Origin of the sequence: Streptomyces sp. NPDC006610 (assembly GCF_040611575.1) — a bacterium.
Classification (GTDB): Bacteria; Actinomycetota; Actinomycetes; order Streptomycetales; family Streptomycetaceae; genus Streptomyces.
The window spans coordinates 102,808-125,214 of sequence record NZ_JBEXOP010000003.1 but is presented as its reverse complement, the minus strand read 5'-3'; the positions used below and the strand labels follow the sequence as shown (position 1 = coordinate 125,214).

Sequence of the window (22,407 nt, the reverse complement as noted above, 5' to 3'; positions counted from 1 at the left end):
ACAGACGACCGGAACCGGCCGGAACCGACCGGCACAGAGAGGACGTACGAGATGAACACCGTGGTGGAGCGCGAACTCGAGATGAAGCTCGTCCTGTCGCCCGAGCACAGCGTCGCCGTGCCGGCCCGTCTGGGCTACCGCGTCGACGACCCGTACGCGGTCCACATCACCTTCCACATCAACTCGGAGTACCCGGTGCACTGGACGTTCGCCCGGGACCTGCTGGTCGAGGGGGTCTTCCGGCCCTGCGGCTACGGGGACGTGCGGGTGTGGCCCTCGAAGTCCGACGGGCGCAGCGTCGTGCTGATGGCGCTCAGCTCCCCGGAGGGCGAGGCGCTGCTGGAGGCCCCGTCGGCGCAGGTGTCGGCGTGGCTGGAGCGCACGCTGCGGGTGGTGCCGCCGGGCACGGAGGGCGAACAGCTCGGGATCGACGACGGGTTGGCCCAGCTGCTCGCGCAGTGAGCCGGAGCCGTGAGCGTGTTCGTGGCAGGCGCCGTGCCCGCGACCGGGACCGTGCCCGTGCTCGTGCTCGTGCTCGTGGCTCAGAACAGCTTGCCCGGGTTGAGGATGCCGAGCGGGTCGAAGGCATGTTTCACCGCGCGCTGCATCTCCAGCCCCACGGGGCCGAGTTCGCGCGCCAGCCACTCCTTCTTCAGCACCCCCACCCCGTGCTCCCCGGTGATGGTGCCGCCGAGTTCCAGCCCGAGCGCCATGATCTGGTCGAAGGACCGCCGGGCGCGCCGCGTCTCCTCGGCGTCCGCCGCGTCGAAGCAGACGGTCGGATGGGTGTTGCCGTCGCCGGCGTGCGCGCAGACCCCGATGGTGAGGCGGTGTTCCGCGGCGATCCGCTCGACCCCTTCGAGCAGGTCGCCCAGCCGGGAGCGGGGCACGCACACGTCGTCGATCATCGTCGTGCCCTTGACGGCCTCCAGCGCGGGCAGCGACGACCGCCGTGCCTGGAGCAGGAGTTGCGACTCCGCCTCGTCGTCGGCGGGCACCACCTGCGTCGCGCCGGCCGCCTCGCACAGGGCGCCCACGGCGGCGAGGTCGGCGCCCGGGTCGGGGGTGTCGAAGGCGGCGAGCAGCAGCGCCTCGGTCGTCTCCGGCAGGCCCATGCGGGTGAGGTCGTTGACGGCCCGGACGGTCGTGCGGTCCATCAGTTCGAGGAGGGACGGGACGTGTCCGTCCGCCATGATCCGGCACACGGCGTCGCAGGCGTCCCGCACGGAGGCGAACTCGGCGGCCAGCACGAGCTGGCGCGGCGGCTTGGGCCGCAGGCCCAGCACAGCCCGGACGACGACGCCGAGGGAGCCCTCGGAGCCCACGAACAGCCGGGTGAGGTCGTATCCGGCGACGCCCTTGGCGGTGCGGCGGCCGGTGGACATCAGCCGGCCGTCGGCGAGGACGACGTCGAGGCCGAGGACGTACTCGGCCGTCACCCCGTACTTGACGCAGCACAGGCCGCCGGAGGCCGTCCCGATGTTGCCGCCGATGGTGCACGTCTCCCAACTGGAGGGGTCGGGAGGGTAGTACAGGCCGTGCTCGCCGACCGCGCGGGCCAGGTCCGCGTTGACGACGCCCGGTTCGACCACGGCGATCCGGTCGACGGGGCTGATCTCCAGGATGCGGTTCATCCGGGTCAGGGACAGCACGACGCAGCCGTCGGTGGCGTTGGCCCCGCCGGACAGGCCGGTGCGGGCGCCCTGCGGGACGACGGGGACGCGCAGCTCGGTCGCGGTGCGCAGGACGTGCTGCACCTGCTCGACGGTGCGGGGCAGCACGACCACGGCGGGGGCGCCGGCCGGGCAGAAGCTCGCCATGTCGCGGGCGTAGGAGGCGGTGACGTCGGGGTCGGTCAGCACGGCGTCGGCCGGCAGTCCCGCGAGCAGCCGGTCGGTGAGGGTGGCGTGCGCTTCCCCGGGTACGGCGTCGTTACGGCTCATGATCACAGCGTGACACCGGCGGCCATCGGTGTGAACCCCGCCGGGGGCTGCCCGCGCGTGCCGGGACCCGATCGCCGTAGTGACGCACAGTGAGCGGCATGGATTCCGAGGAGAGACTGCGGGGCGGCGGGCGGCGGTGGCGGCTCTCCCGCCGGGCGTCCTGGGCGGTGGCCGCCTCGCTCGCGGGATGTCTCGCCTTCGTGGTGACGCTGCTGCCGCCGGACGCGCCGGAGGGGGTCCGGCCCGCGCCGGGCGCGGTGGGGCAGGCGATGACCGCGGTCACGGCGGGCGCGCCGGCCGCGCTGCCCGGCCTCGCGGCGCTGATCGCCGACCGGGAGGAGCATCTGCGCCGGCAGCCGCGGGACGCCCGCGCCTGGGCGGTGCTGGGGGCGGCGTACGTGGAGCAGGGGCGGGGGACCTTCGACGCGGGGAACTACCCGAAGGCCGAGCGGGCGCTGCGCGCCTCCCTGGAGGTCCGGCCGCGGGGCAACGCGCGGGCCCTGGAGGGCATGGCGGCGCTGGCGGGCGCGCGCCGCGACTTCCGGGCGGCGCGGGCCTGGGCGCGGGCCGCGCTGCGGGTGGACGGCGCGCGGTGGACGGCGTATCCGCTGCTCGTCGACGCCTGCACGGGGCTCGGCGATCACGAGGGGGCGGGGCGGGCGCTGGAGCGGCTGCTGGAGCTGCGGCCGGCGGCGTCGGTGCGGGCCCGCACGGCGGCCGGCGTCCACCGGGACCGGGGGCGGTACGAGGACGCGGCGGCGGTGCTGTCGGACGCGGCGGCCGGCGCGCGCACGCCGGCCGAGCGGGCGGCGTTGCTGGAGCGGGCCGGGCAGCTCGCCTGGGAGCGCGGCGAGCCGGAGGCGGCCCTGCGGCACTTCGCGGAGGCGGTCCGCGTCGACCCGGACCAGCGGGCCGCGCGGGCCGGACAGGGCCGGGCGCTGGCGGCGCTGGGCCGGGAGAAGCGGGCGGTGCGCGCGTACCGGGCGGCGCTGGCGGGGCGTCCGGCGCCGCGGTACGCGCTCGAACTCGGGGAACTGTACGAGTCGCTGGGGCTGGAGCACGCGGCACGGGAGCAGTACGACGTGGTGCGGGAGGGGGTGCGGGCCGCGGCGGAGGGCGGCGCGGACGAGGGGCTGGTGCTGGGCCGGTTCGAGGCGGACCACGGCGATCCGGCGGCGGCGGTGCGGCGGCTGCGCGCGCAGTGGCGGCGGCAGCCGGGCGTCGAGGTGGCGGACGCGCTGGGCTGGGCGCTGCACCGGGCGGGCCGCGGTCGGGAGGCGCTGTGGTTCGCGGCGCGGGCGACGGACCCCGAGCGCGGGGCCGGGGCGCGCGGCGCGGAGCACCTGTACCACCGGGGGATGATCGAGAAGGCGCTGGGCCGGTCCGGGGCGGCCCGCAGGCATCTGACGGAGGCGCTGCGGACCAACCCGTACTTCTCGCCGCTGCACGCACCGGCGGCCCGTGCCGCGCTGGCGGCGCTGGGCGAGCCGCCGGTGCGGCCGGTGCCCCGGTTCGCCCGGGGACCGGCGCGCGCCTAGACGGTGGTGCTCACAGATTGCCGCGCTTGGCCTGCTCGCGCTCGATCGCCTCGAACAGGGCCTTGAAGTTTCCCTTGCCGAAGCCCATCGAGCCGTGCCGCTCGATGATCTCGAAGAAGACGGTCGGGCGGTCCTGGACCGGCTTGGTGAAGATCTGCAGCAGATAGCCGTCCTCGTCGCGGTCGGCGAGGATCTTCAGCTCGCGCAGCGTCTCGACCGGGACGCGGGTCTCGCCGACCCACTCCCCCAGCGTGTCGTAGTACGAGTCGGGGGTGTCCAGGAACTGGACGCCGGCCGCGCGCATGGTGCGGACCGTCTCGACGATGTCGCCGGAGTTGAGCGCGATGTGCTGGACGCCGGCGCCGCCGTAGAACTCCAGGTACTCGTCGATCTGGGACTTCTTCTTGGCGATGGCGGGCTCGTTGATCGGGAACTTGACCTTGAGCGTGCCGTCGGCGACCACCTTCGACATCAGGGCGCTGTACTCGGTGGCGATGTCGTCGCCCACGAACTCCTTCATGTTCGTGAAGCCCATGACCCGGTTGTAGAAGCCGACCCACTCGTCCATCCGGCCGAGTTCGACGTTGCCGACGCAGTGGTCGATGGCCTGGAAGGTGCGGTGCGCGGGCGGCGGCACGATCGGGTCGGCGGCGACGTAGCCGGGAAGGTAGGGGCCGTCGTAGCCGGAGCGCTCGACCAGGGTGTGGCGGGTCTCGCCGTAGGTGGCGATCGAGGCGAGGACGACGGTGCCGTGCTCGTCCTTCAGCTCGTACGGCTCGGCGATCGGGCGGGCGCCCTGCTCGACGGCGTGAGCGAACGCGGCGCGCGCGTCGGGAACCTCCAGGGCGAGGTCGATGACGCCGTCGCCGTGCTCGGCCACGTGCTGGGCGAGGAAGTGGCCCCAGGCGGTGGCGGGCTTGATGACCGAGGTGAAGACGAACCGGGCGGAGCCGTTCTCCAGGACGTACGAGGCGGTCTCGCGGCTGCCCGTCTCCGGTCCGGAGTAGGCGACCCGCTGCATGCCGAAGGCGGTGGAGTAGTAGTGCGCCGCCTGCTTGGCGTTGCCCACGGCGAAGACGACCGCGTCCATGCCCTTGACCGGGAAGGGATCGGCCTGCCGGGCGGTGTCGGGAGCGTGGTGTGTGGTCTGCGTCATAGCCGCAGAGTCTCTCCGATCCGTCAAGATGCGCAATAGTTCGCGTTTTTACTGAACAATATGCACAGCAAAACGGCGAGAGCGCCGGACTTTCTGTACAGGATGACCATCGAGGAGGCCGCTGTGGGGATCGACCGGCTGGACGGGCGGATCATCGTGCTGCTCGCCGAGGAGCCGCGGATCGGGGTGCTGGAGATGTCCCGGCGGCTGGGGGTGGCGCGGGGCACGGTGCAGGCGCGGCTGGACCGGCTTCAGTCGAACGGAGTCATCCGCGGATTCGGTCCGCAGGTCGATCCGGCGGCGCTCGGATACCCGGTCACCGCGTTCGCGACCCTGCAGATCCGGCAGGGCCAAGGAGCCGACGTACGGGCGCACTTGGCGACCGTTCCGGAGGTGCTGGAGCTGCACACCACCACCGGCAGCGGGGACATGCTGTGCCGGCTGGTGGCCCGCTCGAACGCCGATCTCCAGCGTGTGATCGACCTGGTCCTCGGTTTTGATGGCATCGTCCGGGCCGCCACGACGATCGTGCTGGAGAACCCCGTTCCGCTGCGGATCATCCCGCTGGTGGAGCAGGCGGCCGAGGACGCGGACCGGCGGGAGCGACCCGGCAGCGAGGAGTGAGGCGGGTGAACTTCTGGGAGTACCTGGGCAGCCGTCACCAGCAGCTGTTCACGGACGCCTTCCAGCACGCCAGCGCTGTCTTCCAGTGCATGGTGGCCGCCACCCTGCTCGGGGTGGCGATCGGCGTGGCCGCCTACCGCAGCGAGTGGGCCGGGAACCTCGCCACGACCGCGACGTCGACCGTGCTGACCATCCCGTCGCTGGCGATGATCGGGCTGCTGATCCCGGTCGTGGGCCTCGGCGTGCCGCCGACGGTGATCGCGCTGACGCTGTACGGACTGCTGCCGATCGTGCGCAACGCGATCGTCGGCCTGCGCGGGGTCGACCCCTCCCTGGTGGACGCCGCGCGGGGCATCGGCATGTCCCGCACGGCCCGGCTGCTGCGGGTGGAGCTGCCGCTGGCCTGGCCGCCGATCCTCACCGGCATCCGGGTCTCGACACAGATGCTGATGGGCATCGCGGCCATCGCCGCCTACGCCTCCGGGCCCGGCCTCGGCAACCTCATCTTCCGCGGGATCGCCTCCCTGGGCAGCCAGAACGCGCTCAACCAGGTACTCGCGGGCACGCTCGGGATCATCGTCCTGGCCCTGCTGTTCGACGCCGCGTACGTCCTGATCGGGCGGTTGACCATTCCCAGGGGGATCCGTGCCTGACCGGTCCGACACCAGCACGTCCGGCGCCGCCATCGAGCTGGAGAACCTCACCAAGCGCTACCCCGGCAACCCGCAGCCCTCCGTGGACAGCGTCACCATGGAGATCAAGGCGGGCGAGACGGTGATCCTGGTCGGGCCGTCCGGCTGCGGCAAGTCGACCACGCTGAAGATGATCAACCGGCTGATCGAGCCGAGCGGCGGCCGGATCCGCATCGGCGGCGAGGACGTCACCCACATGGACCCGGTGAAGCTGCGCCGCAAGATCGGGTACGCCATCCAGTCGTCCGGCCTGTTCCCGCACATGACCGTCGCCCAGAACATCGCCCTGGTCCCCGGCATGATCGGCTGGTCGAAGACGCGGATCGCCGGCCGGGTGGAGGAGATGCTCGACCTGGTCGGGCTGGACCCCGGCGAGTTCCAGGGCCGTTACCCGCGCCAGCTGTCCGGCGGGCAGCAGCAGCGGGTGGGCGTGGCCCGGGCACTGGCCGCGGATCCGCCGGTGCTGCTGATGGACGAGCCGTTCGGGGCCGTGGACCCGATCACCCGGGACCACCTCCAGGACGAGCTGATCCGGCTCCAGCGCGAGCTGCACAAGACGATCGTGTTCGTCACCCACGACTTCGACGAGGCGATCAAGCTGGGCGACCGGATCGCGGTGCTGCGCGAGCGCTCCCACATCGCGCAGTTCGACACGCCCGAGGCGATCCTCACCAACCCGGCCGACGACTTCGTCTCCGGTTTCGTCGGCGCGGGCGCGGCCCTGAAGAGGCTCAACCTCACCCGCGTGCGGGACGTGAAGATCACCGACTATCCGACGGTGACCGTCGACGACCCGCTCCAGGAGATCTTCAACAGGCTGCGGTCCGGCGGCAGCAACGAGATCCTGCTGCTCGACCGGCGCGGACGCCCCTACAAGTGGCTCCGGCGCGGCGACCTGATGCGCGCGAGGGGGTCGCTGGCGCGCGCCGGGACGCTCGTCCAGGACACGGTGACCCGGGACGCCACGCTGCGGGACGCGCTGGAGGCGGTGCTCACCGACAACGCGGGCCGGGTGGCGGTGACCGGGCGCCGGGGCGAGTACACCGGCGTCGTCGACATGGAGACGCTGATCAACTCCGTGCACGAGATGCTGGAGGCCGACCGGCTGGAGGCCATGGAGGCCCAGCACGAGTTGCAGGAGGCCAGAGCCCAGCAGACGCACTTCGCGCAGGAGGGCGTCGGTGACGGGGAGGCGAAGGCGTGAGCACCGCTTTCCGGCAGCCGCCCCGGCCCGAGGACGAACCGGAGACGGACGTCCTCGGGGACGACGACTCCGCGGACGAGGAGCGGAACGCTCCCGCGCGCCCGGGACCGGCCCGGCGGATCACCTGGCAGAAGCTGACGTTCCTGCCCGTCGTGCTGATCGCGGTGCTGCTGGCGACCTGGCTGTGGTTCCGGCAGGCGGACCTGGACGCGATCTCCGAGAACGCCCTGTCGGGCGGGCAGGTGTCCAAGGCGCTGTGGCAGCACATCGAGCTGACGGCGATCTCCACCTTCTTCGTGCTGATCATCGCGATCCCGCTGGGCGTCCTGCTGACCCGCCGCGCCTTCCGCAGGGCGACGCCGGTGGCCATGGCGATCGCCAACACGGGTCAGGCGACCCCGGCGATCGGTCTGCTGGCCCTGCTGGTGATCTGGCTCGGCACGGGCAAGAAGGCGGCCCTGATCGGGATCGTCGCGTACGCCGTCCTGCCGGTGCTGTCGAACACGATGGCCGGTCTCAGGGCGAACGACCCGACGCTGCTGGAGGCCGCGCGCGGCATCGGCATGTCCCCGCTGGGTGTGCTGACCAGGGTCGAGCTGCCGCTGGCGGTCCCGCTGATCCTGGCGGGCATCCGTACGGCGCTGGTCCTGAACGTCGGCACGGCCACGCTGGCCACGTTCGGCGGGGGCGGCGGTCTCGGCGTCCTGATCACGACCGGCATCACCAACCAGCGGATGCCGGTGCTCGTGCTGGGCTCGATCCTCACGGTCGTCCTGGCGCTGCTGGTGGACTGGCTGGCGTCGCTGGCGGAGCTGGGGCTGCGGCCGCGGGGCCTGGAGGCGGGGACATGAGACGCGGGTGCGTGCTCCTGGCCGGGGCGCTGGTGCTGGCGTCCGGCTGCGGACTGACCAGCGGCTCGCCGATGGTCGACGACGTCTCCCCCGGGTCGATCGGACGGGGTGAGCCGCTCAAGGGCGTCGATCTGACGGTCACCTCGAAGGAGTTCAGCGAGCAGCTGATCCTGGGCGCGATCATGGGGATCGCCTTCGAGGCGGCCGGCGCGAACGTCCTGGACCGCACCGGCATCCAGGGCTCGATCGGCTCGCGCGAGGCGGTGCGCAGCGGGGAGGCGGACGCCGACTACGAGTACACGGGCACCGGGTGGATCAACTACCTCGGCAACACCGAACCGCTGCCCGACCCGCGCGCACAGTGGGAGGCGGTCCGGGACGCGGACCGCGAGAACGGCGTGACATGGCTGGAGCCGTCGCCCCTGAACAACACCTACGCCCTGGCGATGAACCGGAAGAACTTCGAGAAGTACGGCACCAGGACCCTGTCGGACGTGGCGGCGCTGGCGAAGAAGGACCCGGGCGCGGTGACGCTGTGCGTGGAGAACCAGTTCGCCAACCGGGCGGACGGCCTGCCCGGCATGGCCGAGAAGTACGGCATGGACATCCCGGCGAGGAACGTCACGCAGATGGACACCGGAATCATCTACACGCAGGCGGCGAAGGGCGGTTGCACCTTCGGCGAGGTCTTCACGACCGACGGCCGCATCAAGTCGATGGACCTCGTGGTGATGGAGGACGACAAGAAGTTCTTCCCCAACTACAACGCGGCGCCGATGGTCCACACGAAGACCCTGGAGGAGCACCCGGAGATCGCGGAGATCCTCGCCCCCATCACGAAGAAGCTGAACAACACGATCGCCCGGACCCTGAACGCGAAGGTCGACGTCGAGGGCGAGGACCCCCACCAGGTGGCCCTGGACTGGCTGGTGGAGGAGGGGTTCGTCAAGGAGGGATGAGACCTGTGCCGAACGCCCTCAACAGCTGGGAACCTCGCCCTTGCCGGTCTCCAGGGCCACCAGCGAGTCCACCGCCCCCTCCAGGGTGGTCACCGGGATCAGGCGCAGGCCCTCGGGGAGCTCCGCCTCGGCGTCGGCGCACTCCGCCCTCGGCACCAGGAAGACCGTCGCGCCGTCGCGGCGGGCGGCCTGCGTCTTCAGGGCCACGCCGCCGACCGCGCCGACCTTCCCGTCCGCGGTGATCGTGCCGGTTCCGGCGACGACCCGGCCGCCCGTGAGGTCGCCGCCCCTGCCGTCGCCGTCGAGCTTCGCGACGATGCCGAGGGAGAAGAGCAGACCGGCGCTCGGCCCGCCGACGTCGGCGAGTTCCAGGCCGACCTTCACGTCCCGGTCGTCCAGGCCGAGGTGGGACAGTGCCGCCTCGGTCGCCTCGTTCTGCGACTGCTTCATCTGGGCCGCGTTGTGCCGCTCGATCTCCTCGGTGCTGTCGCCGCTCGGATAGACCGAGTCGCGCGGCATGACCGCCTGGTCCGACCGCCACCACGCGTCGAACACCTGGGCCAGGGAGATGTCGGTGTCGGGGTTGGTCGCCTCGATCGTCGTCATCCGCAGCTCGCCGCCGGTCTTCCGGGTCGGCGCGCCGGAGATCGTGATCACCGGGTCGCCGCGGTTCTCGCCGAGCACGTCCGCCGTCATGCCCGGCTGCGCCACCGAGAACGGCAGCGGCGCGAACACCGCCGTGGCGAGCAGGGCGGCGACGGGCAGCGCACAGACGGCGAGGGCGGCCCGGGGACGGGTGAGGCGCGAGAGGCGTGAGGACACGGGGTCAATCTAACGCGGCGACGACCGCGGCCCGACGGGGTCCCGGCGGGGCGCTCGGCACAGGGGGGCGGCGACCTGGTGAGGACCGGGGCTCGACAGACTCCCGGCGGCGAAAGCGGTCAGCGCAGGGCGTCGGCGACCTCGCGGGCCGCGTCCACCACCCGCGGTCCCACCCGCTCCGGCACCGCGTCGGCCAGCATCACCACGCCCACGCTGCCCTCGACGCCGCTCACCCCGACCAGCGGCGCGGCGGCGCCGCAGGCCCCGGCCTCCAGCTCGCCCTGGGTCAGCGTGTAACCGGGGTCGCCCGACGGGCGCTGCCGGGCCGCCAGGATCGCCTTGCCCGCCGCCCCCCGGTCCAGCGGGTGCCGGAAGCCCGCCCGGTAGGCGACGTGGTAGTCCGTCCACGTCGGTTCCACGACGGCGACCGCCAGCGCGTCCGACCCGTCCACCAGCGTCAGGTGCGCCGTGGCCCCGATGTCCTCGGCCAGCGACCGCAGCGCCGGCAGCGCGGCCTCCCGTACCAGCGGATGCACCTGCCGGCCGAGCCCGAGCACGCCCAGCCCGACCCGGGCCCGCCCGCCGAGGTCGCGGCGTACGAGCGCGTGCTGCTCCAGCGTGGCGAGGAGCCGGTAGACCACCGTCCGGTTGACGCCCAGCTTGGTGGAAAGCTCGGTGACGGTCAGCCCGTGGTCGGTGTCGGCCAGCAGCTTGAGGACCCGCAGTCCCCGGTCGAGCGTCTGAGAGGTCTCCGCGGTCACGACGCCCACTCCTTTGGTGGTGAGGTCGGCAGCCCCTTCGTGGCGGATACGTCGCCGAGTCCCGTCAGCGACGCGCTTCAGAGGCCGCCGATCGGCTGACGGCCCGGCGTGTCCGGGCCCAGTCGCTTCACGGCTGCGCTCCGCGGCGGCGCTGCCACGGGGCGTGTGCGTAGCGGGACATTAGCGAAGGCGGTTCGCTCAGCGGAAGGCTCCGTCCAGAATCCGGGCAGTGGCGAAGAAGGAGCGCTGTGGTTTGACCTGATATGCGACGGGCGCACGCCGGAGTGGTAGCCCGAGCGGGCACTACGGGCGGGCCTTGCACGCGCCACGGGACGCGCCCCCGCGCCCGCGAGCCGGGACGGCAGGAGCCTTGTCCGCGCCGCGGGGACGCGACCGTGCGCGCACCGCGAGTCGGGAAGGGGCGGGGCCGACGGGGCCGACGGGGCCGACGGGGCCGACGGGGCCGACGGGGCCGACGGGGCGGGGGTCACCGCATCCGCGTGGCCCACTCCTGCACCTTGGCGATGCGCTGCCTCAGCTGCCCCGCGGTGGCCTCCGCGGCCGGCGGCCCGCCGCACACGCGGCGCAGTTCGGTGTGGATCACCCCGTGCGGCTTGCCGCTCTGGTGGACGTACGCGCCGACCATCGTGTTCAGCTGCCGGCGCAGCTCCATCATCTCCTTGTGGGAGACGACCGGCCGCCGCTCGGCGGGCAGTTCGAGCAGGTCGGCCTCGGCGTCGGGTTTCTTCCTGCTGTGCGCGATCTGCCGGGCCTGCCGCTTCTGCAGCAGCAGCTGGACCTGCTCGGGCTCCAGCAGGCCGGGGATGCCGAGGTAGTCCTGCTCCTCCTCGCTGCCGGGGTGCGCCTGCATCCCGAACTCGGCGCCGTTGTACATCACCCGGTCGAAGACGGCGTCGGACTCCAGCGCCTCGAAGGGCAGCATGTCCTGCTCGCCGGTGTCCTCGTCCTGCTGCTTCTCGGCCTCGGCGAGGAGCTTGTCCTCCTCGGCGTACGGGTCCTCCTCGCCGTCCTTCTTCGGCTTGTCCAGGACGTGGTCCCGCTCGCGCTCCATCTCGTTGGCGAAGGAGAGCAGGTCGGGGACGGTCGGCAGGAACACGGAGGCGGTCTCGCCGCGCCGCCGGGACCGTACGAAACGGCCGACGGCCTGCGCGAAGAACAGCGGCGTGGAGATCGTCGTCGCGTACACCCCGACCGCGAGGCGGGGCACGTCGACGCCCTCGGACACCATGCGGACGGCGACCATCCAGCGGTCGGTGCCGTGGCTGAACTCGTCGATGCGGTCGGAGGCGCCGGCGTCGTCGGACAGCACGAGGGTGGCCTTGTGGCCGGTGATGTCGCGGATGAGCTTGGCGTAGGCGCGGGCGGAGTCCTGGTCGGAGGCGATGACGAGGGCGCCGGCGTCCGGGATGGCCTTCCTGACCTCGGTCAGGCGCTGGTCGGCGGCGCGCAGCACGGCGGGCATCCAGTCGCCGCGCGGGTCCAGGGCGGTGCGCCAGGCCTGGCTGACCGCGTCCTTGGTCATCGGCTCGCCGAGGCGGGCCTCGATCTCGTCGCCGGCCTTGGTGCGCCAGCGCATGTTGCCGCTGTAGGAGAGGAAGATGACGGGCCGTACGACGCCGTCCGCGAGGGCGGAGCCGTAGCCGTAGGTGTAGTCGGCGGACGATCTGCGGATGCCGTCGTTCCCCTCCTCGTAGGTGACGAAGGGGATGGGGTTGGTGTCGGAGCGGAACGGCGTACCGGTCAGCGCGAGCCGCCGGGTGGCCGGCTCGAATGCCTCCAGGCAGGCCTCGCCCCAGGACTTGGAGTCGCCGGCGTGGTGGATCTCGTCCAGGATCACCAGGGTCTTGCGCTGCTCGACGCGGTTGCGGTGCAGCATGGGGCGTACGCCGACGCCGGCGTAGGTGACGGCGACGCCGTGGTACTCCTTGCCGAGCGGGCCCGCGCTGTACTCGGGGTCGAGCCTGATCCCTATCCGCGCCGCGGCCTCGGCCCACTGCTTCTTCAGATGCTCGGTCGGCGCGACGACGGTCACCTGCTGCACGACGTGGTGGTGCAGCAGCCACGACGCCAGGGTCAGCGCGAAGGTCGTCTTTCCGGCGCCGGGCGTGGCGACGGCGAGGAAGTCGCGCGGCTGCTCCTGGATGTACTTCTCCATCGCCCCCTGCTGCCAGGCGCGCAGCTTGCTGGCGGTACCCCAGGGCGCCCGGCCGGGAAACGCGGGTGACAGGTGATGGGAGGACGTCGAGGAAGCGGCGGTGGTAGTCACGGTCTCCGTGGAGGGGTCGACTGCTCGGCTGCGTATGACAACCGGGCCACCCTACCGGCGGCCCTTCCCCCGAACGCCGCAACGCCCCCACGTCGCTCCCGGGTGGGACCCACGTCACAGCCGCCTCGGCGGCACCGCGCTCACCGCTGCGGCGCCCGCACCCGCGTCGTCACCCACGCCCCCACCAGCGCGACCGCGGCCATCGGCAGGAACACCGCGGCGAAGGCCGCCGGGTGGGAGGCGTGGCCCGTGGCCGTGGCGGCGGTGTGGCTGATCGCGCCGCCGCCGAGGGCGGCGAAGGCCGCGCCGCCCGCGGCCAGCAGGACGACGTTGGACAGCCCGTCGGATATCTGGAGGGCGGCGGAGTTGGCGCCGGCCTCCTCGGGGGCGGACAGGTGCAGGAGCAGCACGCTGGTGGAGGAGATCACCAGGCCCATGCCCAGACAGCCGAACCCCCAGGCGACCGCGACCGTCCACACCGGCACGGACGCGATCAGCACGCTCGGCGCGGCCGCGATGGCCGCCGCCACCAGCACCATGCCCAGCGTCATCAGCCGCTCCCGGTACGGCTCCGCCCACGAACGCGACTGCGCCCACGAGCCCAGCGCCCAGGTCGCCCCGCCCGCCGCCAGGGAGAACCCGGCCAGGGTCGGGCTGAGCCCCCGCTGGGTCACCAGCATCAGCGGCACGAAGGACTCCGCCGCGATGAACGACCCCGCCGCGACGCCGCGCAGCAGCACGACCGACGGCAGTCCGCGCGCCGCCCGGTAGGTGCCGCGCGGGAGCAGCCCGAGCGCGGACGGCACCAGCAGGGCGACGCCCGCCGCGCCGGGCAGGAGGGAGAGCGGGCGCAGGTCCTGGGCGGCGTACTGGAGCAGGCCCGCGCCGGCGGAGATGCCGAGCGCGAGCCGGATCCGCCGCCGGTCGAAGGGGGCCCGGCCGGCCTTCTCGTCCACGGGCCCGGCGGCCCGCCGGCGTATCTGCGGCAGCGCCAGCGCGAGCGGGAGCAGCACCAGCACGGGGATGCCGACGAACACCCACCGCCAGCCCAGCCGCTCGGTCACCGCGCCCGCCGCCAGCGGCCCCACGATGGACGGCACGACCCAGCTCGCCGCGAACGCCGCCATGATCGCGGGCCGCAGCCGCTCCGGGTAGGCACGGCCCACGACGACGTACAGCGCCACGATCACCAGCCCGCCGCCGAGCCCCTGCACCGCCCGCCCGAGGATGAACGGCCACATCGCCGCGGCCGTCCCGGACAGCAGCAGCCCCGCCCCGAAGGCCGCGATCCCCGTGGTCAGCGCCCCGAGCGGCCCCCGCCGGTCCGACCACTGCCCGGCGAACACCATCCCGAACAGGCTGGTGGTGAAGTACCCGGAGAACGCGAACGCGTACAGCGACACCCCGTCCAGCTCCCGCGCCGCCACCGGCATCGCCGTGCCGACCGCCGTCGCCTCGAAGGCGATCAGCAGCACGACGGAGACGATCCCGACGCTGAGCGCCCGGTGCGAACGGCTCAGCACGCCGCCGTCCTCGGGGGACGGTGGGACGGTCGGGGCGTCGACGACGCCGGCGACATCGGTGTCGCGGGGTTCCGGGGCAGCCATGCCGCAAGAGTAAGGGGCACGACCGACGCTGACTCCTGTCGGGAGTCGGGGCCCGGCTCGTCCGTTGGTCGTAGGTCCCGGCCCTCCGCGGCGGACGGCACGACCGCCTGCCGCCCGCCCCTGCCCCCCGTTCATGAACGGCGTATGGCAGTCCCGTTGCACGCGACGCCCATCCCTTGAGCCCCGCTCCCCGCCCGGCCTACGGTCGTCTCAGCGATCACGGCCGTGTGCCCGAGTGGTTCAGGGGCTCGCCTGCAAAGCGAGTTACGTGGGTTCGAATCCCGCCACGGCCTCCAGCCATCTGGTCAGGCAAAACGGAAGGGCGGCACCCCTCAGCGGGGTGCCGCCCTTCCGGCCGTTCGTCTCAGTTCCCGTCTCAGTTGGCCGGTACGAGGGCACCGGCCGCACCGTCGTCGCCGTCGTCCAGCCGGTCCGTCTCGGACTTCCAGATCAGACCGTCCACCTGTCGCGCGACGTCGGCCCGAACGGCGTCCACCATGTGCTGGTACCGCGCGGCCATGGCGGTGGTCGACCACCCCATGAGGCCCATGACGGCACGCTCGGGCACTCCGAGGATGAGCAGCACCGTGGCGGCCGTGTGGCGAGCATCGTGCAGCCGTCCGTCCCTGACGTTCGCTTCCGCCAGGAGAGCCTTCCAGTCGGCCCAGTCCCGGCGGTGGGAAGGGCTACGGCCGTGTTCATCAGGGAACACCAGTCCGTTCTCCTCCCAACGCTTCCCGGCCGCCGCCCGCTCCTCGCCCTGCGCCTTGAGGTGGGCACGGAGCAGGTCGACAAGCTGCTCGGGAAGACCAACGGCGCGGCGGCCGGCGCGGGATTTGGTAGCGGCCAACTCCGGGTTCGTGCGACGCCTCTGGGGGCAGTACCCGGCCGCCTTGCGTCCGCAGGGGTCCGCGCATCCGTGGGCGTACTGCGGGCGGTGACGGCTACGGCGGACCACGAGGAATCCGCCGTCAAGGTCAACGTCCTCCCACCGCAGACCGAGCACTTCCCCTTGTCGCAGTCCGAGTGCCAGGGCGACAGCCCAGCGAGCGGAGTTGCGGTGCTGGTTTGCGGCTTTGAGCAGTCGCTTGACCTCTTGAACGGTGTACGGCTCCACCTCGTACTCCCCCGTCTTCGGCGGCTTGGCCAACTGAACCGGGTTCTTGCCGAGATGCCCGCGCCGTACAGCCTCGTTGAGGGCGGTACGGAAGGTGCGGTGTACCTGGTGAGCGGTCGCGGCCTTGCTGCCGTTGGCCTGCATCTTCGCGTAGAACGTCTCGATATGCTCAGGCTTGAGCCTGTCGAGACGGTGTGCCCCCAAGCCGGGGATGAGGTGCTTTCGCACGGCGACGCCGTACCCAACCATCGTGTTGTCGTTGACGGCGAGGGGTGCGACGTTCTCAATCCAGTGCGTCAGCCATGCCTTGACCGTCCACGCCTTGCCCGGCTTCCGCACGGTCTTGGCATCGCGCTGTTTCTCCAGCTCACGGACGGCGGCCGTCACCTCAGTACGGGTCTTGCGTTCGACGTGGCGGCGGTCCGGGGTGCCGTCATCACGGATGCCGACGGTGACGCGGCCGTGCCACTTGCCGTCTTTGCCCTGGTAGATGGAGCTGCGGCCGTTGGGCTGCCGGGTGCGCTTCTTGTCTTCCGCCACGGGCGGACTCCTCATATCAGTGCGGGTGGAAACGACCGGAGCGCCACCCCTGGCGGGTGGCGCTCCGCGGGAGTGGGTCAGGCCGCCTGTCGCTCAGCGCGGCGGCGGGCGAGGTAGGCGGCCGGCGCGTCGGCGGGTACGCGGCGGAGTCCGCCGATCAGCAGCGACTCCAGCTCACCGCTGCGGATGAGAGCGAAGCAGGTGGTGCGACCGACGCGGAGGCAGGTGGCAGCTTCCTCGACGGTCAGGAGAACGGGGGCCGGACCGTTGGCCTTGACAGGGCGGGCAGTGTCGAGATCGGTGATGCTCATGCAGGCACTCCTGTGGGGCAGTCCATCCGGGAGCTGTGTCCGTGTGTCCGAGGTGCGGATTTCTGCGTCACCTGCGTCATCTGCGTCATTTATGGCCCTGACCTGCGACTTTTTGGTGACGCAGGGGTGCGGGGGTGTGTCACCGGTGACGCAGACCTTCGTCATCGGGTGACGCGGGTGACGCGGGGTGACGCAGAATTTGGCCGTCTGCGTCACCACTGTTTCGCCTGATCACGGGCCGTTTGCGGGGTGTGGGTGACGCAGGTGACGCAGCGTCTTCCTACTTAGGACAAAGAGGGGGTGGTGTCTGTTGTGGTGCGCGGCTCAGCGATTGAAGAAGGGGCCGCTTCGCGGCGCGTCCATCGCAGGGCGGCACTGCCGCCGAACAGCAAGAGGAGCACGCGTCGCCGGGTGCTCCTCTTGCTTGTCCGTTCGCGGCGAAGGGCGTGCGGTCAGAAGGCCGCTTCCTGCTCGGGCGGCGGTGGCGCGGCGGCCGGCCGCGCGATCTCGATGTAGCGGGCGGTGTTGCTGCGGCCCCAATCGGTGAGGACGCCGCGGGCGGCGAGGGTGGGCTGTAGCCGCTTGAGGCGGTCTGAGAGGACCTTGCCGGTGGTCGGCCAGCCTTTAGGCAGGGGGCGGCATTCCTCGCCCATGTAGAGGCCCGTGAGGGCGTGCAGCCACCCGGCAGACGTCATCCGCTCCGCTGTCCCCGGCGCGATGCCGACGGCGTACTTCAGCACCGTCTGTGCCAACAGGTCGCCCTCGATGACATCGTCATTGAGGTCGTCCAGGCTGGCCCGGTAGGCGGCGAGAGCCCCCAGACCGGTCGCGGCGTCGAGCTGAGCGCACAGGTGGGCGAAGTCGGCCATGCGCAGGTCGGTCGGGGTATCCGCCTCTGCCGCACGGACCCGCACGGTGAGGTCGAGCAGGGAGCCGAGGACGACGGGCAGGATCTCCGCGTACTCGGCCCACAGTTCCGTCTCCGTACGCCGGACGCGGGGGCGTTCCAGCCGGAGCGGCAGCAGACGTTCGGCCAAGTCGCCCCGAAGGACGCCGACGTCGATGCCGGTCAGGAGCAGGGGGCGGCGGTAGCCGACGCGGAAGACGTCCCCGTCGGTGAACAGGGCGCGCTTGACGTTCTCCGCTCCGGTGACGATGCAGCACATAGCATCCGACAGGTCCGGAGTGAGGTGGGAGAGGTTATCCAGGGCGGTGACCCATCCGGCCGCCACTGCCGCGATCAGGTTTTCCTCGTCCTTCGGGGCCCGGCGCAGGTCACCGGTCATGCCCTCGATGATTCGCAGGAGCATCCGCCCGCCGGTCGACTTGCCCGCACCCTGGGGGCCGGTGAGGAACGGTGCCGGGACGGGGACGGAGGGTCCGAGGCAGCCGATGAGCCAGGCGATGGCCAGGCATTCGGTCTCGGCGGTGGCGAAGTTGCACAGCCGCATCAGCAGATCGATGCCCTTGCCGTTGGTGTCCTTGGCCGGCAGGGGCAGCTCCCCAGTGAGCTGGGTACGCCGCCAGCACACTTCCTGCGGGTCGGGGATGCGGACGTCCCACCCGGTGGGGTGGATACGCACCGACAGCCCGTCGGCGCGGCCGAGGTCCAGCCACGTCGCCCCGTCGAAACCGGGGGCGACGCGGATGTGCACCGGCTGCACGTCCTCGGTCAGCGCGAGTGCTTCGATCAAGTCCAGTGCCTCCTTCATGGCAGTGCCGTTGTACACGCCCAGTCCGTCGCGGTAGAGGCCGACCATGAGTTCCTGGCGGTGGCTTCCCGTGGTGCCCTGCGAGCGGATCGGGCGGGCGACGGGGTGGCCGTTGCGCTGCGCGTACACGGTCCCGTCGGCGGTGCGGAAGTACCGGAAGTGCGATTGCGCGTAGTCAGTGATGACGTCGCGCGCGGGGGTCTTGTCGTCCTCGGACATGGGTCACAGTCCCAACGTGGTGCGGGCGTTGGTCCACGCGTCCGTGCAGTGCCGGACGGTCTCGCCCTTGGCCTGCGCGGCGGCGAACAGCCGCGCCATGTGCGCGTCGGTGAGGCATCCGCAGCGGCCGTGCCGGGACAGCACGGCCAGGAACGTTCGGTACACCGTCGCGTGCACCGCGCTGCGCGCCTCGGTGATCTGCTGCACGGCAATGGCGATCCCGCGCTCCAGATAGGCGGGCGTGCGGTGCGGGCACTCCCCGCCACCGGACCGTGCAGGCACGGCGGCCGGGGCCACCGGACGGACCGGGCCGGGGGTCTTCACGGCCAGGGCGCAGACGGCGTCGGGCAGGTCGGCCAGGGGGCCGGTGCCGGGGCCGAGGTAGCGGGCGTAGGCCATGGACGACTTGACGTCGACACCGGGGCGCACGGCGTTGTGGGACGTCATGGTGCCCCGGTAGATCCAGTGCTCACCGCGCGTCGTGGCGATGGTGCGGGTGGCGGGCAGGTGGGCGCGGGCCCAGTCGACGGCCGCCGCGTCGTCCAGGTCGACCACGGTCAGCCCGGCGGCGCCGGGGTGGTAGGCCACGCAGACGGCCCGCTGCCACGCGGCCGTCCATGGCGGGGAGGTGAGGACGTCCGGGTCGGTGGTGGCGGCGGCCCACGCGTGGCAGACGCCGGGGCACCGGCACGGGCCCGCGGTCTTCATGTTCGGCCGGCCGCCGCACGCATTACCCATGCACGGGCGGCAGTTGCCGAACGGCTTCTTGCCCGCGCGCAGGGGCAGCACTGGCACACCGGCAGCGGCCAGCGGCAGCGCGGTCTGCAGGAGAGCAGGCAGCGCGTGCGTGCTGCTGTGCTCTCGCCGGATGAGGGTCGGTTGCGTCATGCTGGGAGACCTCCACAGGTCTGTGATGGGCAGGTGGACAAGGGCGGCCCCGGACTTTGGCGAGACGGGGGCCGCCCTTGGCGTAGCTAGCCGTGGAAGTGGTTGCGCTTGATCACGGCTTTGCGGATGTGGACCGTGGTCCCGCCCTGGCGACCGCTGCCGGTGAACACCTGCACAGCGATCCAGCCGCCGAAGACGACGGCGGCGAGGATGACGAGCTGGGTGACGAGCGCGGTCAGGGCGGTGATGAAGGTGGTGAGCAGCAGCAGTCCGCCGGACACGGCCAGGAAGCCGACGCCTCCGAGGGCGGCGTTCACGGCGGTACGGGAGACGGCCGGCTTGGCGGCGGCCGGTTCGGGGTGGGCGGGGTGGACGGCGTAGCCGGTGACGACCCGTCCGTCCGGCAGGACGATGCTCGCCACGGTCGGCACGGTGTCCGGCTGGACGGGCACCAGCGGTGCCGGCGCGATGCTGCCGGGGTGCAACGGCACGGGCCGGTGGACGTCGACGACCGGCCCGGTGGGCGGCCGGTGGGCGGGTTTGGGATACATGCGGAATGCCTTCCGGTGGGTGTCGGGGGAGGCTGGGGCACCCTGTTGGGGGTGTCGTGTGGAGGGGTGTTCCGGGGGTTTGAGCAGGCAGGCTCCCCGCCTCCCCGAAACGGTGTTTGCGCTGATCAGCGGGGGGAGGACGGTCCGGGGAGGGGATTGGGGAGTTCTCCCCGCCTCCCCGCCCCGGACGGGCGTTCCTCCCCGCTATTCGGCGGTGGAAGCGGAACCTTCCGCATCGCGGTTGGCGAGGGCGCGCAGGACGTGATCGCGGTGGACGACCATGACGCCGTGGGACTTCTTCGGCTCCTCGCCGTGCGCTTCCATCAGCCGCTTGAGCCGGTCGTTGGTCCACTCGTCGCCGTAGACCTTCGAGTCCAGCGCGTGCAGCCGCTTGAGGACTTCGTTGGTGCGCAGCCGGGGCGCGTCGCCCAGGACGGCGGCGACGTCGGCGAGCGCGTCGCGCTCCTCGCCCCGGTCGACCAGGGCCAGGGTGGTCACCCCGTCGCGCAGGGCCCTGGCCCGTGCGGCGATCTCGGCGGCCGGCTCGTCATCGATGAAGTGCGTGCGCACCGTGATGGACGTCTGGCCGGCCGGAATGGCGATCCCGTCCGAGGCCACGACCAAGGTCCCCTTGTCCAGCCCCTGGCGCAGCAGGTGGGGGGCGGCCCCGCCGTCGACGGCCTTGTCCCCCAGCGCCATGCGCGACTGCGACTCGGTGCCGAGCACGAGGGAAGCTCGGGTGTGCGCGCCCTCCCGCACGAGCTTGGGCAGGTTCTGGTCGGTGGGGTCCTGCGTGCCCTGCCACATCAGGACGTCGACCGCGCGGCCCTGGTTGTGGATCTCACGGACCGCCATGAAGTAGCGGCTGGTGCCCTTGGCACCCCCGTACGGGCGGCCGTCCTCGCCCTTGGCCGGGCACATGAACGCCTTCTGCGCCTCATCCACCAGCACGATCAGCGGCGGGAAGGAGACGGTGCGGTCCCTGCGGCGGGCCTCGATCCGCCGGTTCATCTCCTTGATCGCTTCCTCGACCATCTCCGTGGCCTGGATGCAGTGGCTGTCGGAGGGACCCTCGATCAGCACCTGCGCGATGCCCTGGAACATGGCCCAGTCGCCCACGCCCTTCAAATCGGCGATCCAGAACTGCACCCTGCGATCCAGAGCCAGCCACAGCGCGAGCGCGCGCACGGCCGCGGTCTTGCCCTGGTTGGACATGCCCGTGACCAGCAGATGCCGCTGAAAGAGGCTGAGCGTGGCGGCGTCACCGCGCAGGTCCTGACCCCACGGAGCCGCGCCCTTGACGTAGTCGGCGGTCATCGTCTCGTCCGTCACCAGTGGAGATGGGCCGATCGGCTCGTCCAGCGCACCGGAGTCGGCGATCCACAACCGCACCGTGCGCGCGGCCTGGGGCAGGGTGATGAACACTTCGTGCTCATGCCGGGTCAGGTTCTCCGCGAGCTTGCGCCGCCGCTTCTGCACCTCGTTGGTGGCCACCCCCGAAGGCAGCGTGACGTCGACTTCCACACCGCACCCGGCGATGGTGATCGGGCCCAGCATGGACGCACCCGCGTCGCCCATCTCCTGAATGGCCTTGCGCAGCGTCGGCACGCCGAGGTCGCGCAGCGCCTTGACCACGATGGACGGCGTGATCGGCTCCCCCTGACCGGAGCGGACGCTGGCCGGGAGCGCCCACTGGGGTGCCGCGTGCTGCTTGCGCCCCACCGACCACAGCGCGAGCAGCGCCAGGAAGGGGCCGATGGTGAGTGCCGGACCCCACACGATTTGGACGATGCGGATCAGCAGAGCGATGAAGTCGATCGTCGCCGACAGAGGGGTGATGACGTCGCCGGCCTGGCCGGTGTTGATGGCCATGACGACGCCGAGGGCGACCAAGGTGCCGATGCCCATGCCGGTGCCCACGGCAACGCCCTTGGCCGCTTCCACCGGGGAGTGGAGCAGGTCCATGCGGCGGCGGTGGCGGGCATCGCGGAAGCGCTGCAACCGGTCCTCCCACTCCTGCGCAGCGTCCAGGTTCCCCGCGGCCTCGGCCGCCCGGAGCAGACGTTCGTAGCGGGCACCGGTGCGGCCGTCCCACGCCCGACGCGCCACGATCCGCCCGCCGTTCAGGGTGTAGAGGCCGTGCCGGACCACCGCGCGGGCGGTGGTCTTGGTCCTCTCGTGCGTGACGGCGGTCTTCGCCGCGCGCCCCGAGCGCACCCACAAGGGCGCGGGCGCGGCCGGCGGGGCGTCCGGGACGACGGTCAACGTGGTCACGGTCGCCGGATCGGCGGGCGGGGGGCCGGTGTGCTTGTGGAGGTGAACGACGTTCTCACTCATGCTGGGAGTGCTCCTGACTGCCCCTGTCGGGGCGGGAGTAAGGGGTGAGCCGGGGTGGCCGGGTCCGTGGAAAGAGCGGCCACCCCGGCGCAGGGGCGTGCGGTGGGGGCGGTCACCACCAGCGGGACGGCTTCTTCGGCACGAGGTACGGGCAGCCGTTGCGCATGTGGTCCACGCACTGCGGGCAGTCCTGACGCGGGCCGAGATGACGGTGTACGCGCTGGTCGTGGGCGTGCTGCCAGCACTGCGGGCACTCACCCGGCGGCGGCTTCAGCGGGTCGGCCACCC

20 protein-coding genes and 1 tRNA gene are annotated in these 22,407 nt (G+C 72.1%); 8 read left to right on the top strand and 13 right to left on the bottom strand.

Features of this window, described 5'->3' with window-relative positions:
- Positions 1 to 51: 51 nt before the first annotated feature.
- Positions 52 to 462, top strand: a complete 411-nt coding sequence (locus tag ABZY13_RS03710; protein WP_356627233.1) for an SsgA family sporulation/cell division regulator — start codon at positions 52 to 54, stop codon at positions 460 to 462.
- An 80-nt stretch (positions 463 to 542) separates the two neighbouring features.
- On the opposite strand, the gene ABZY13_RS03705 is transcribed toward ABZY13_RS03710, so the two are convergent.
- Positions 543 to 1,943: an FAD-linked oxidase C-terminal domain-containing protein gene (locus ABZY13_RS03705; protein WP_356627232.1), complete on the bottom strand. Its 1,401-nt coding sequence runs from the start codon at positions 1,941 to 1,943 to the stop codon at positions 543 to 545.
- Positions 1,944 to 2,041: 98 nt separating this feature from the next.
- On the opposite strand from ABZY13_RS03705, the gene ABZY13_RS03700 reads away from it, so the two are divergent.
- The gene (locus ABZY13_RS03700; protein ID WP_356627231.1) at positions 2,042 to 3,481 is read left to right on the top strand and encodes a tetratricopeptide repeat protein; all 1,440 of its coding nucleotides are present in this window, start codon (positions 2,042 to 2,044) and stop codon (positions 3,479 to 3,481) included.
- A gap of 10 nt (positions 3,482 to 3,491) precedes the next feature.
- Here ABZY13_RS03700 and hppD read toward each other — a convergent pair whose 3' ends face one another.
- Positions 3,492 to 4,637 (bottom strand): 4-hydroxyphenylpyruvate dioxygenase, encoded by a 1,146-nt coding sequence (gene hppD, locus ABZY13_RS03695; protein ID WP_356627230.1) that lies wholly within the window; start codon positions 4,635 to 4,637, stop codon positions 3,492 to 3,494.
- Between the two features lie 123 nt (positions 4,638 to 4,760).
- On the opposite strand from hppD, the gene ABZY13_RS03690 reads away from it, so the two are divergent.
- The 5 genes from ABZY13_RS03690 to ABZY13_RS03670 are packed head-to-tail and all read left to right on the top strand — an operon-like array spanning position 4,761 to position 8,967.
- Positions 4,761 to 5,261, top strand: a complete 501-nt coding sequence (locus ABZY13_RS03690) for an Lrp/AsnC family transcriptional regulator (RefSeq protein ID WP_356627361.1) — start codon at positions 4,761 to 4,763, stop codon at positions 5,259 to 5,261.
- 5 nt (positions 5,262 to 5,266) lie between these two features.
- Positions 5,267 to 5,914 carry an ABC transporter permease gene (locus tag ABZY13_RS03685; RefSeq protein ID WP_356627229.1) on the top strand — a complete coding sequence of 216 codons (648 nt, stop codon included), beginning with the start codon at positions 5,267 to 5,269 and terminating at the stop codon, positions 5,912 to 5,914.
- The gene (locus ABZY13_RS03680; protein WP_356627228.1) at positions 5,907 to 7,157 is read left to right on the top strand and encodes a betaine/proline/choline family ABC transporter ATP-binding protein; all 1,251 of its coding nucleotides are present in this window, start codon (positions 5,907 to 5,909) and stop codon (positions 7,155 to 7,157) included. Before ABZY13_RS03685 ends, ABZY13_RS03680 begins: the two co-directional genes overlap by 8 nt.
- Entirely contained in the window at positions 7,154 to 8,008 is an 855-nt protein-coding gene (locus ABZY13_RS03675) for an ABC transporter permease (RefSeq protein WP_356627227.1), read from the top strand. The genes ABZY13_RS03680 and ABZY13_RS03675 overlap by 4 nt, the downstream gene beginning before the upstream one ends.
- The gene (locus ABZY13_RS03670) at positions 8,005 to 8,967 is read left to right on the top strand and encodes a glycine betaine ABC transporter substrate-binding protein (protein ID WP_356627226.1); all 963 of its coding nucleotides are present in this window, start codon (positions 8,005 to 8,007) and stop codon (positions 8,965 to 8,967) included. Before ABZY13_RS03675 ends, ABZY13_RS03670 begins: the two co-directional genes overlap by 4 nt.
- Before the next feature lie 18 nt (positions 8,968 to 8,985).
- Here ABZY13_RS03670 and ABZY13_RS03665 read toward each other — a convergent pair whose 3' ends face one another.
- The 4 genes from ABZY13_RS03665 to ABZY13_RS03650 all read right to left on the bottom strand — a co-directional run bounded on the left by ABZY13_RS03665 (position 8,986) and on the right by ABZY13_RS03650 (position 14,444).
- The gene (locus ABZY13_RS03665) at positions 8,986 to 9,789 is read right to left on the bottom strand and encodes a S16 family serine protease (RefSeq protein WP_356627225.1); all 804 of its coding nucleotides are present in this window, start codon (positions 9,787 to 9,789) and stop codon (positions 8,986 to 8,988) included.
- 119 nt (positions 9,790 to 9,908) lie between these two features.
- Positions 9,909 to 10,550, bottom strand: coding sequence for a helix-turn-helix domain-containing protein (locus ABZY13_RS03660; protein ID WP_356627224.1), 642 nt, complete (start codon positions 10,548 to 10,550; stop codon positions 9,909 to 9,911).
- A 487-nt stretch (positions 10,551 to 11,037) separates the two neighbouring features.
- Positions 11,038 to 12,837, bottom strand: coding sequence for a DEAD/DEAH box helicase (locus ABZY13_RS03655; protein WP_356627223.1), 1,800 nt, complete (start codon positions 12,835 to 12,837; stop codon positions 11,038 to 11,040).
- A gap of 140 nt (positions 12,838 to 12,977) precedes the next feature.
- Positions 12,978 to 14,444, bottom strand: coding sequence for an MFS transporter (locus tag ABZY13_RS03650; protein ID WP_356627222.1), 1,467 nt, complete (start codon positions 14,442 to 14,444; stop codon positions 12,978 to 12,980).
- A 221-nt stretch (positions 14,445 to 14,665) separates the two neighbouring features.
- Between ABZY13_RS03650 and ABZY13_RS03645 the strand changes: the two genes are divergently transcribed.
- Positions 14,666 to 14,740, top strand: a tRNA-Cys gene (locus ABZY13_RS03645).
- Positions 14,741 to 14,820: 80 nt separating this feature from the next.
- Here ABZY13_RS03645 and ABZY13_RS03640 read toward each other — a convergent pair.
- From ABZY13_RS03640 to ABZY13_RS03610, 7 genes are all read right to left on the bottom strand, one after another.
- On the bottom strand, positions 14,821 to 16,101 hold the full coding sequence (locus ABZY13_RS03640; protein WP_356627221.1) for a site-specific integrase: 1,281 nt from the start codon (positions 16,099 to 16,101) through the stop codon (positions 14,821 to 14,823).
- A 77-nt stretch (positions 16,102 to 16,178) separates the two neighbouring features.
- Positions 16,179 to 16,412, bottom strand: coding sequence for an excisionase family DNA-binding protein (locus tag ABZY13_RS03635; protein WP_356627220.1), 234 nt, complete (start codon positions 16,410 to 16,412; stop codon positions 16,179 to 16,181).
- A 452-nt stretch (positions 16,413 to 16,864) separates the two neighbouring features.
- Positions 16,865 to 18,343: an ATP-binding protein gene (locus ABZY13_RS03630; RefSeq protein WP_356627219.1), complete on the bottom strand. Its 1,479-nt coding sequence runs from the start codon at positions 18,341 to 18,343 to the stop codon at positions 16,865 to 16,867.
- Positions 18,344 to 18,346: 3 nt separating this feature from the next.
- Positions 18,347 to 19,231, bottom strand: a complete 885-nt coding sequence (locus ABZY13_RS03625) for a bifunctional DNA primase/polymerase (RefSeq protein WP_356627218.1) — start codon at positions 19,229 to 19,231, stop codon at positions 18,347 to 18,349.
- Positions 19,232 to 19,317: 86 nt separating this feature from the next.
- Positions 19,318 to 19,782, bottom strand: coding sequence for a hypothetical protein (locus ABZY13_RS03620; RefSeq protein ID WP_356627217.1), 465 nt, complete (start codon positions 19,780 to 19,782; stop codon positions 19,318 to 19,320).
- A 204-nt stretch (positions 19,783 to 19,986) separates the two neighbouring features.
- A complete protein-coding gene (locus ABZY13_RS03615; protein WP_356627216.1) occupies positions 19,987 to 22,119 on the bottom strand; it encodes an FtsK/SpoIIIE domain-containing protein in 2,133 nt (710 codons plus the stop codon).
- A 112-nt stretch (positions 22,120 to 22,231) separates the two neighbouring features.
- Entirely contained in the window at positions 22,232 to 22,405 is a 174-nt protein-coding gene (locus ABZY13_RS03610; protein ID WP_356627215.1) for a pRL2-8, read from the bottom strand.
- Positions 22,406 to 22,407: the final 2 nt, after the last annotated feature.

Coding starts and splice junctions, on each gene's coding strand:
- ABZY13_RS03710 (WP_356627233.1), top strand. CDS start 52: ATGAACACCGTGGTGGAGCGCGAACTCGAGATGAAGCTCGTCCTGTCG.
- ABZY13_RS03705 (WP_356627232.1), bottom strand. CDS start 1,943: ATGAGCCGTAACGACGCCGTACCCGGGGAAGCGCACGCCACCCTCACC.
- ABZY13_RS03625 (WP_356627218.1), bottom strand. CDS start 19,231: ATGACGCAACCGACCCTCATCCGGCGAGAGCACAGCAGCACGCACGCG.
- ABZY13_RS03670 (WP_356627226.1), top strand. CDS start 8,005: ATGAGACGCGGGTGCGTGCTCCTGGCCGGGGCGCTGGTGCTGGCGTCC.
- ABZY13_RS03630 (WP_356627219.1), bottom strand. CDS start 18,343: ATGTCCGAGGACGACAAGACCCCCGCGCGCGACGTCATCACTGACTAC.
- ABZY13_RS03635 (WP_356627220.1), bottom strand. CDS start 16,412: ATGAGCATCACCGATCTCGACACTGCCCGCCCTGTCAAGGCCAACGGT.
- hppD (WP_356627230.1), bottom strand. CDS start 4,637: ATGACGCAGACCACACACCACGCTCCCGACACCGCCCGGCAGGCCGAT.
- ABZY13_RS03700 (WP_356627231.1), top strand. CDS start 2,042: ATGGATTCCGAGGAGAGACTGCGGGGCGGCGGGCGGCGGTGGCGGCTC.
- ABZY13_RS03615 (WP_356627216.1), bottom strand. CDS start 22,119: ATGAGTGAGAACGTCGTTCACCTCCACAAGCACACCGGCCCCCCGCCC.
- ABZY13_RS03620 (WP_356627217.1), bottom strand. CDS start 19,782: ATGTATCCCAAACCCGCCCACCGGCCGCCCACCGGGCCGGTCGTCGAC.
- ABZY13_RS03650 (WP_356627222.1), bottom strand. CDS start 14,444: ATGGCTGCCCCGGAACCCCGCGACACCGATGTCGCCGGCGTCGTCGAC.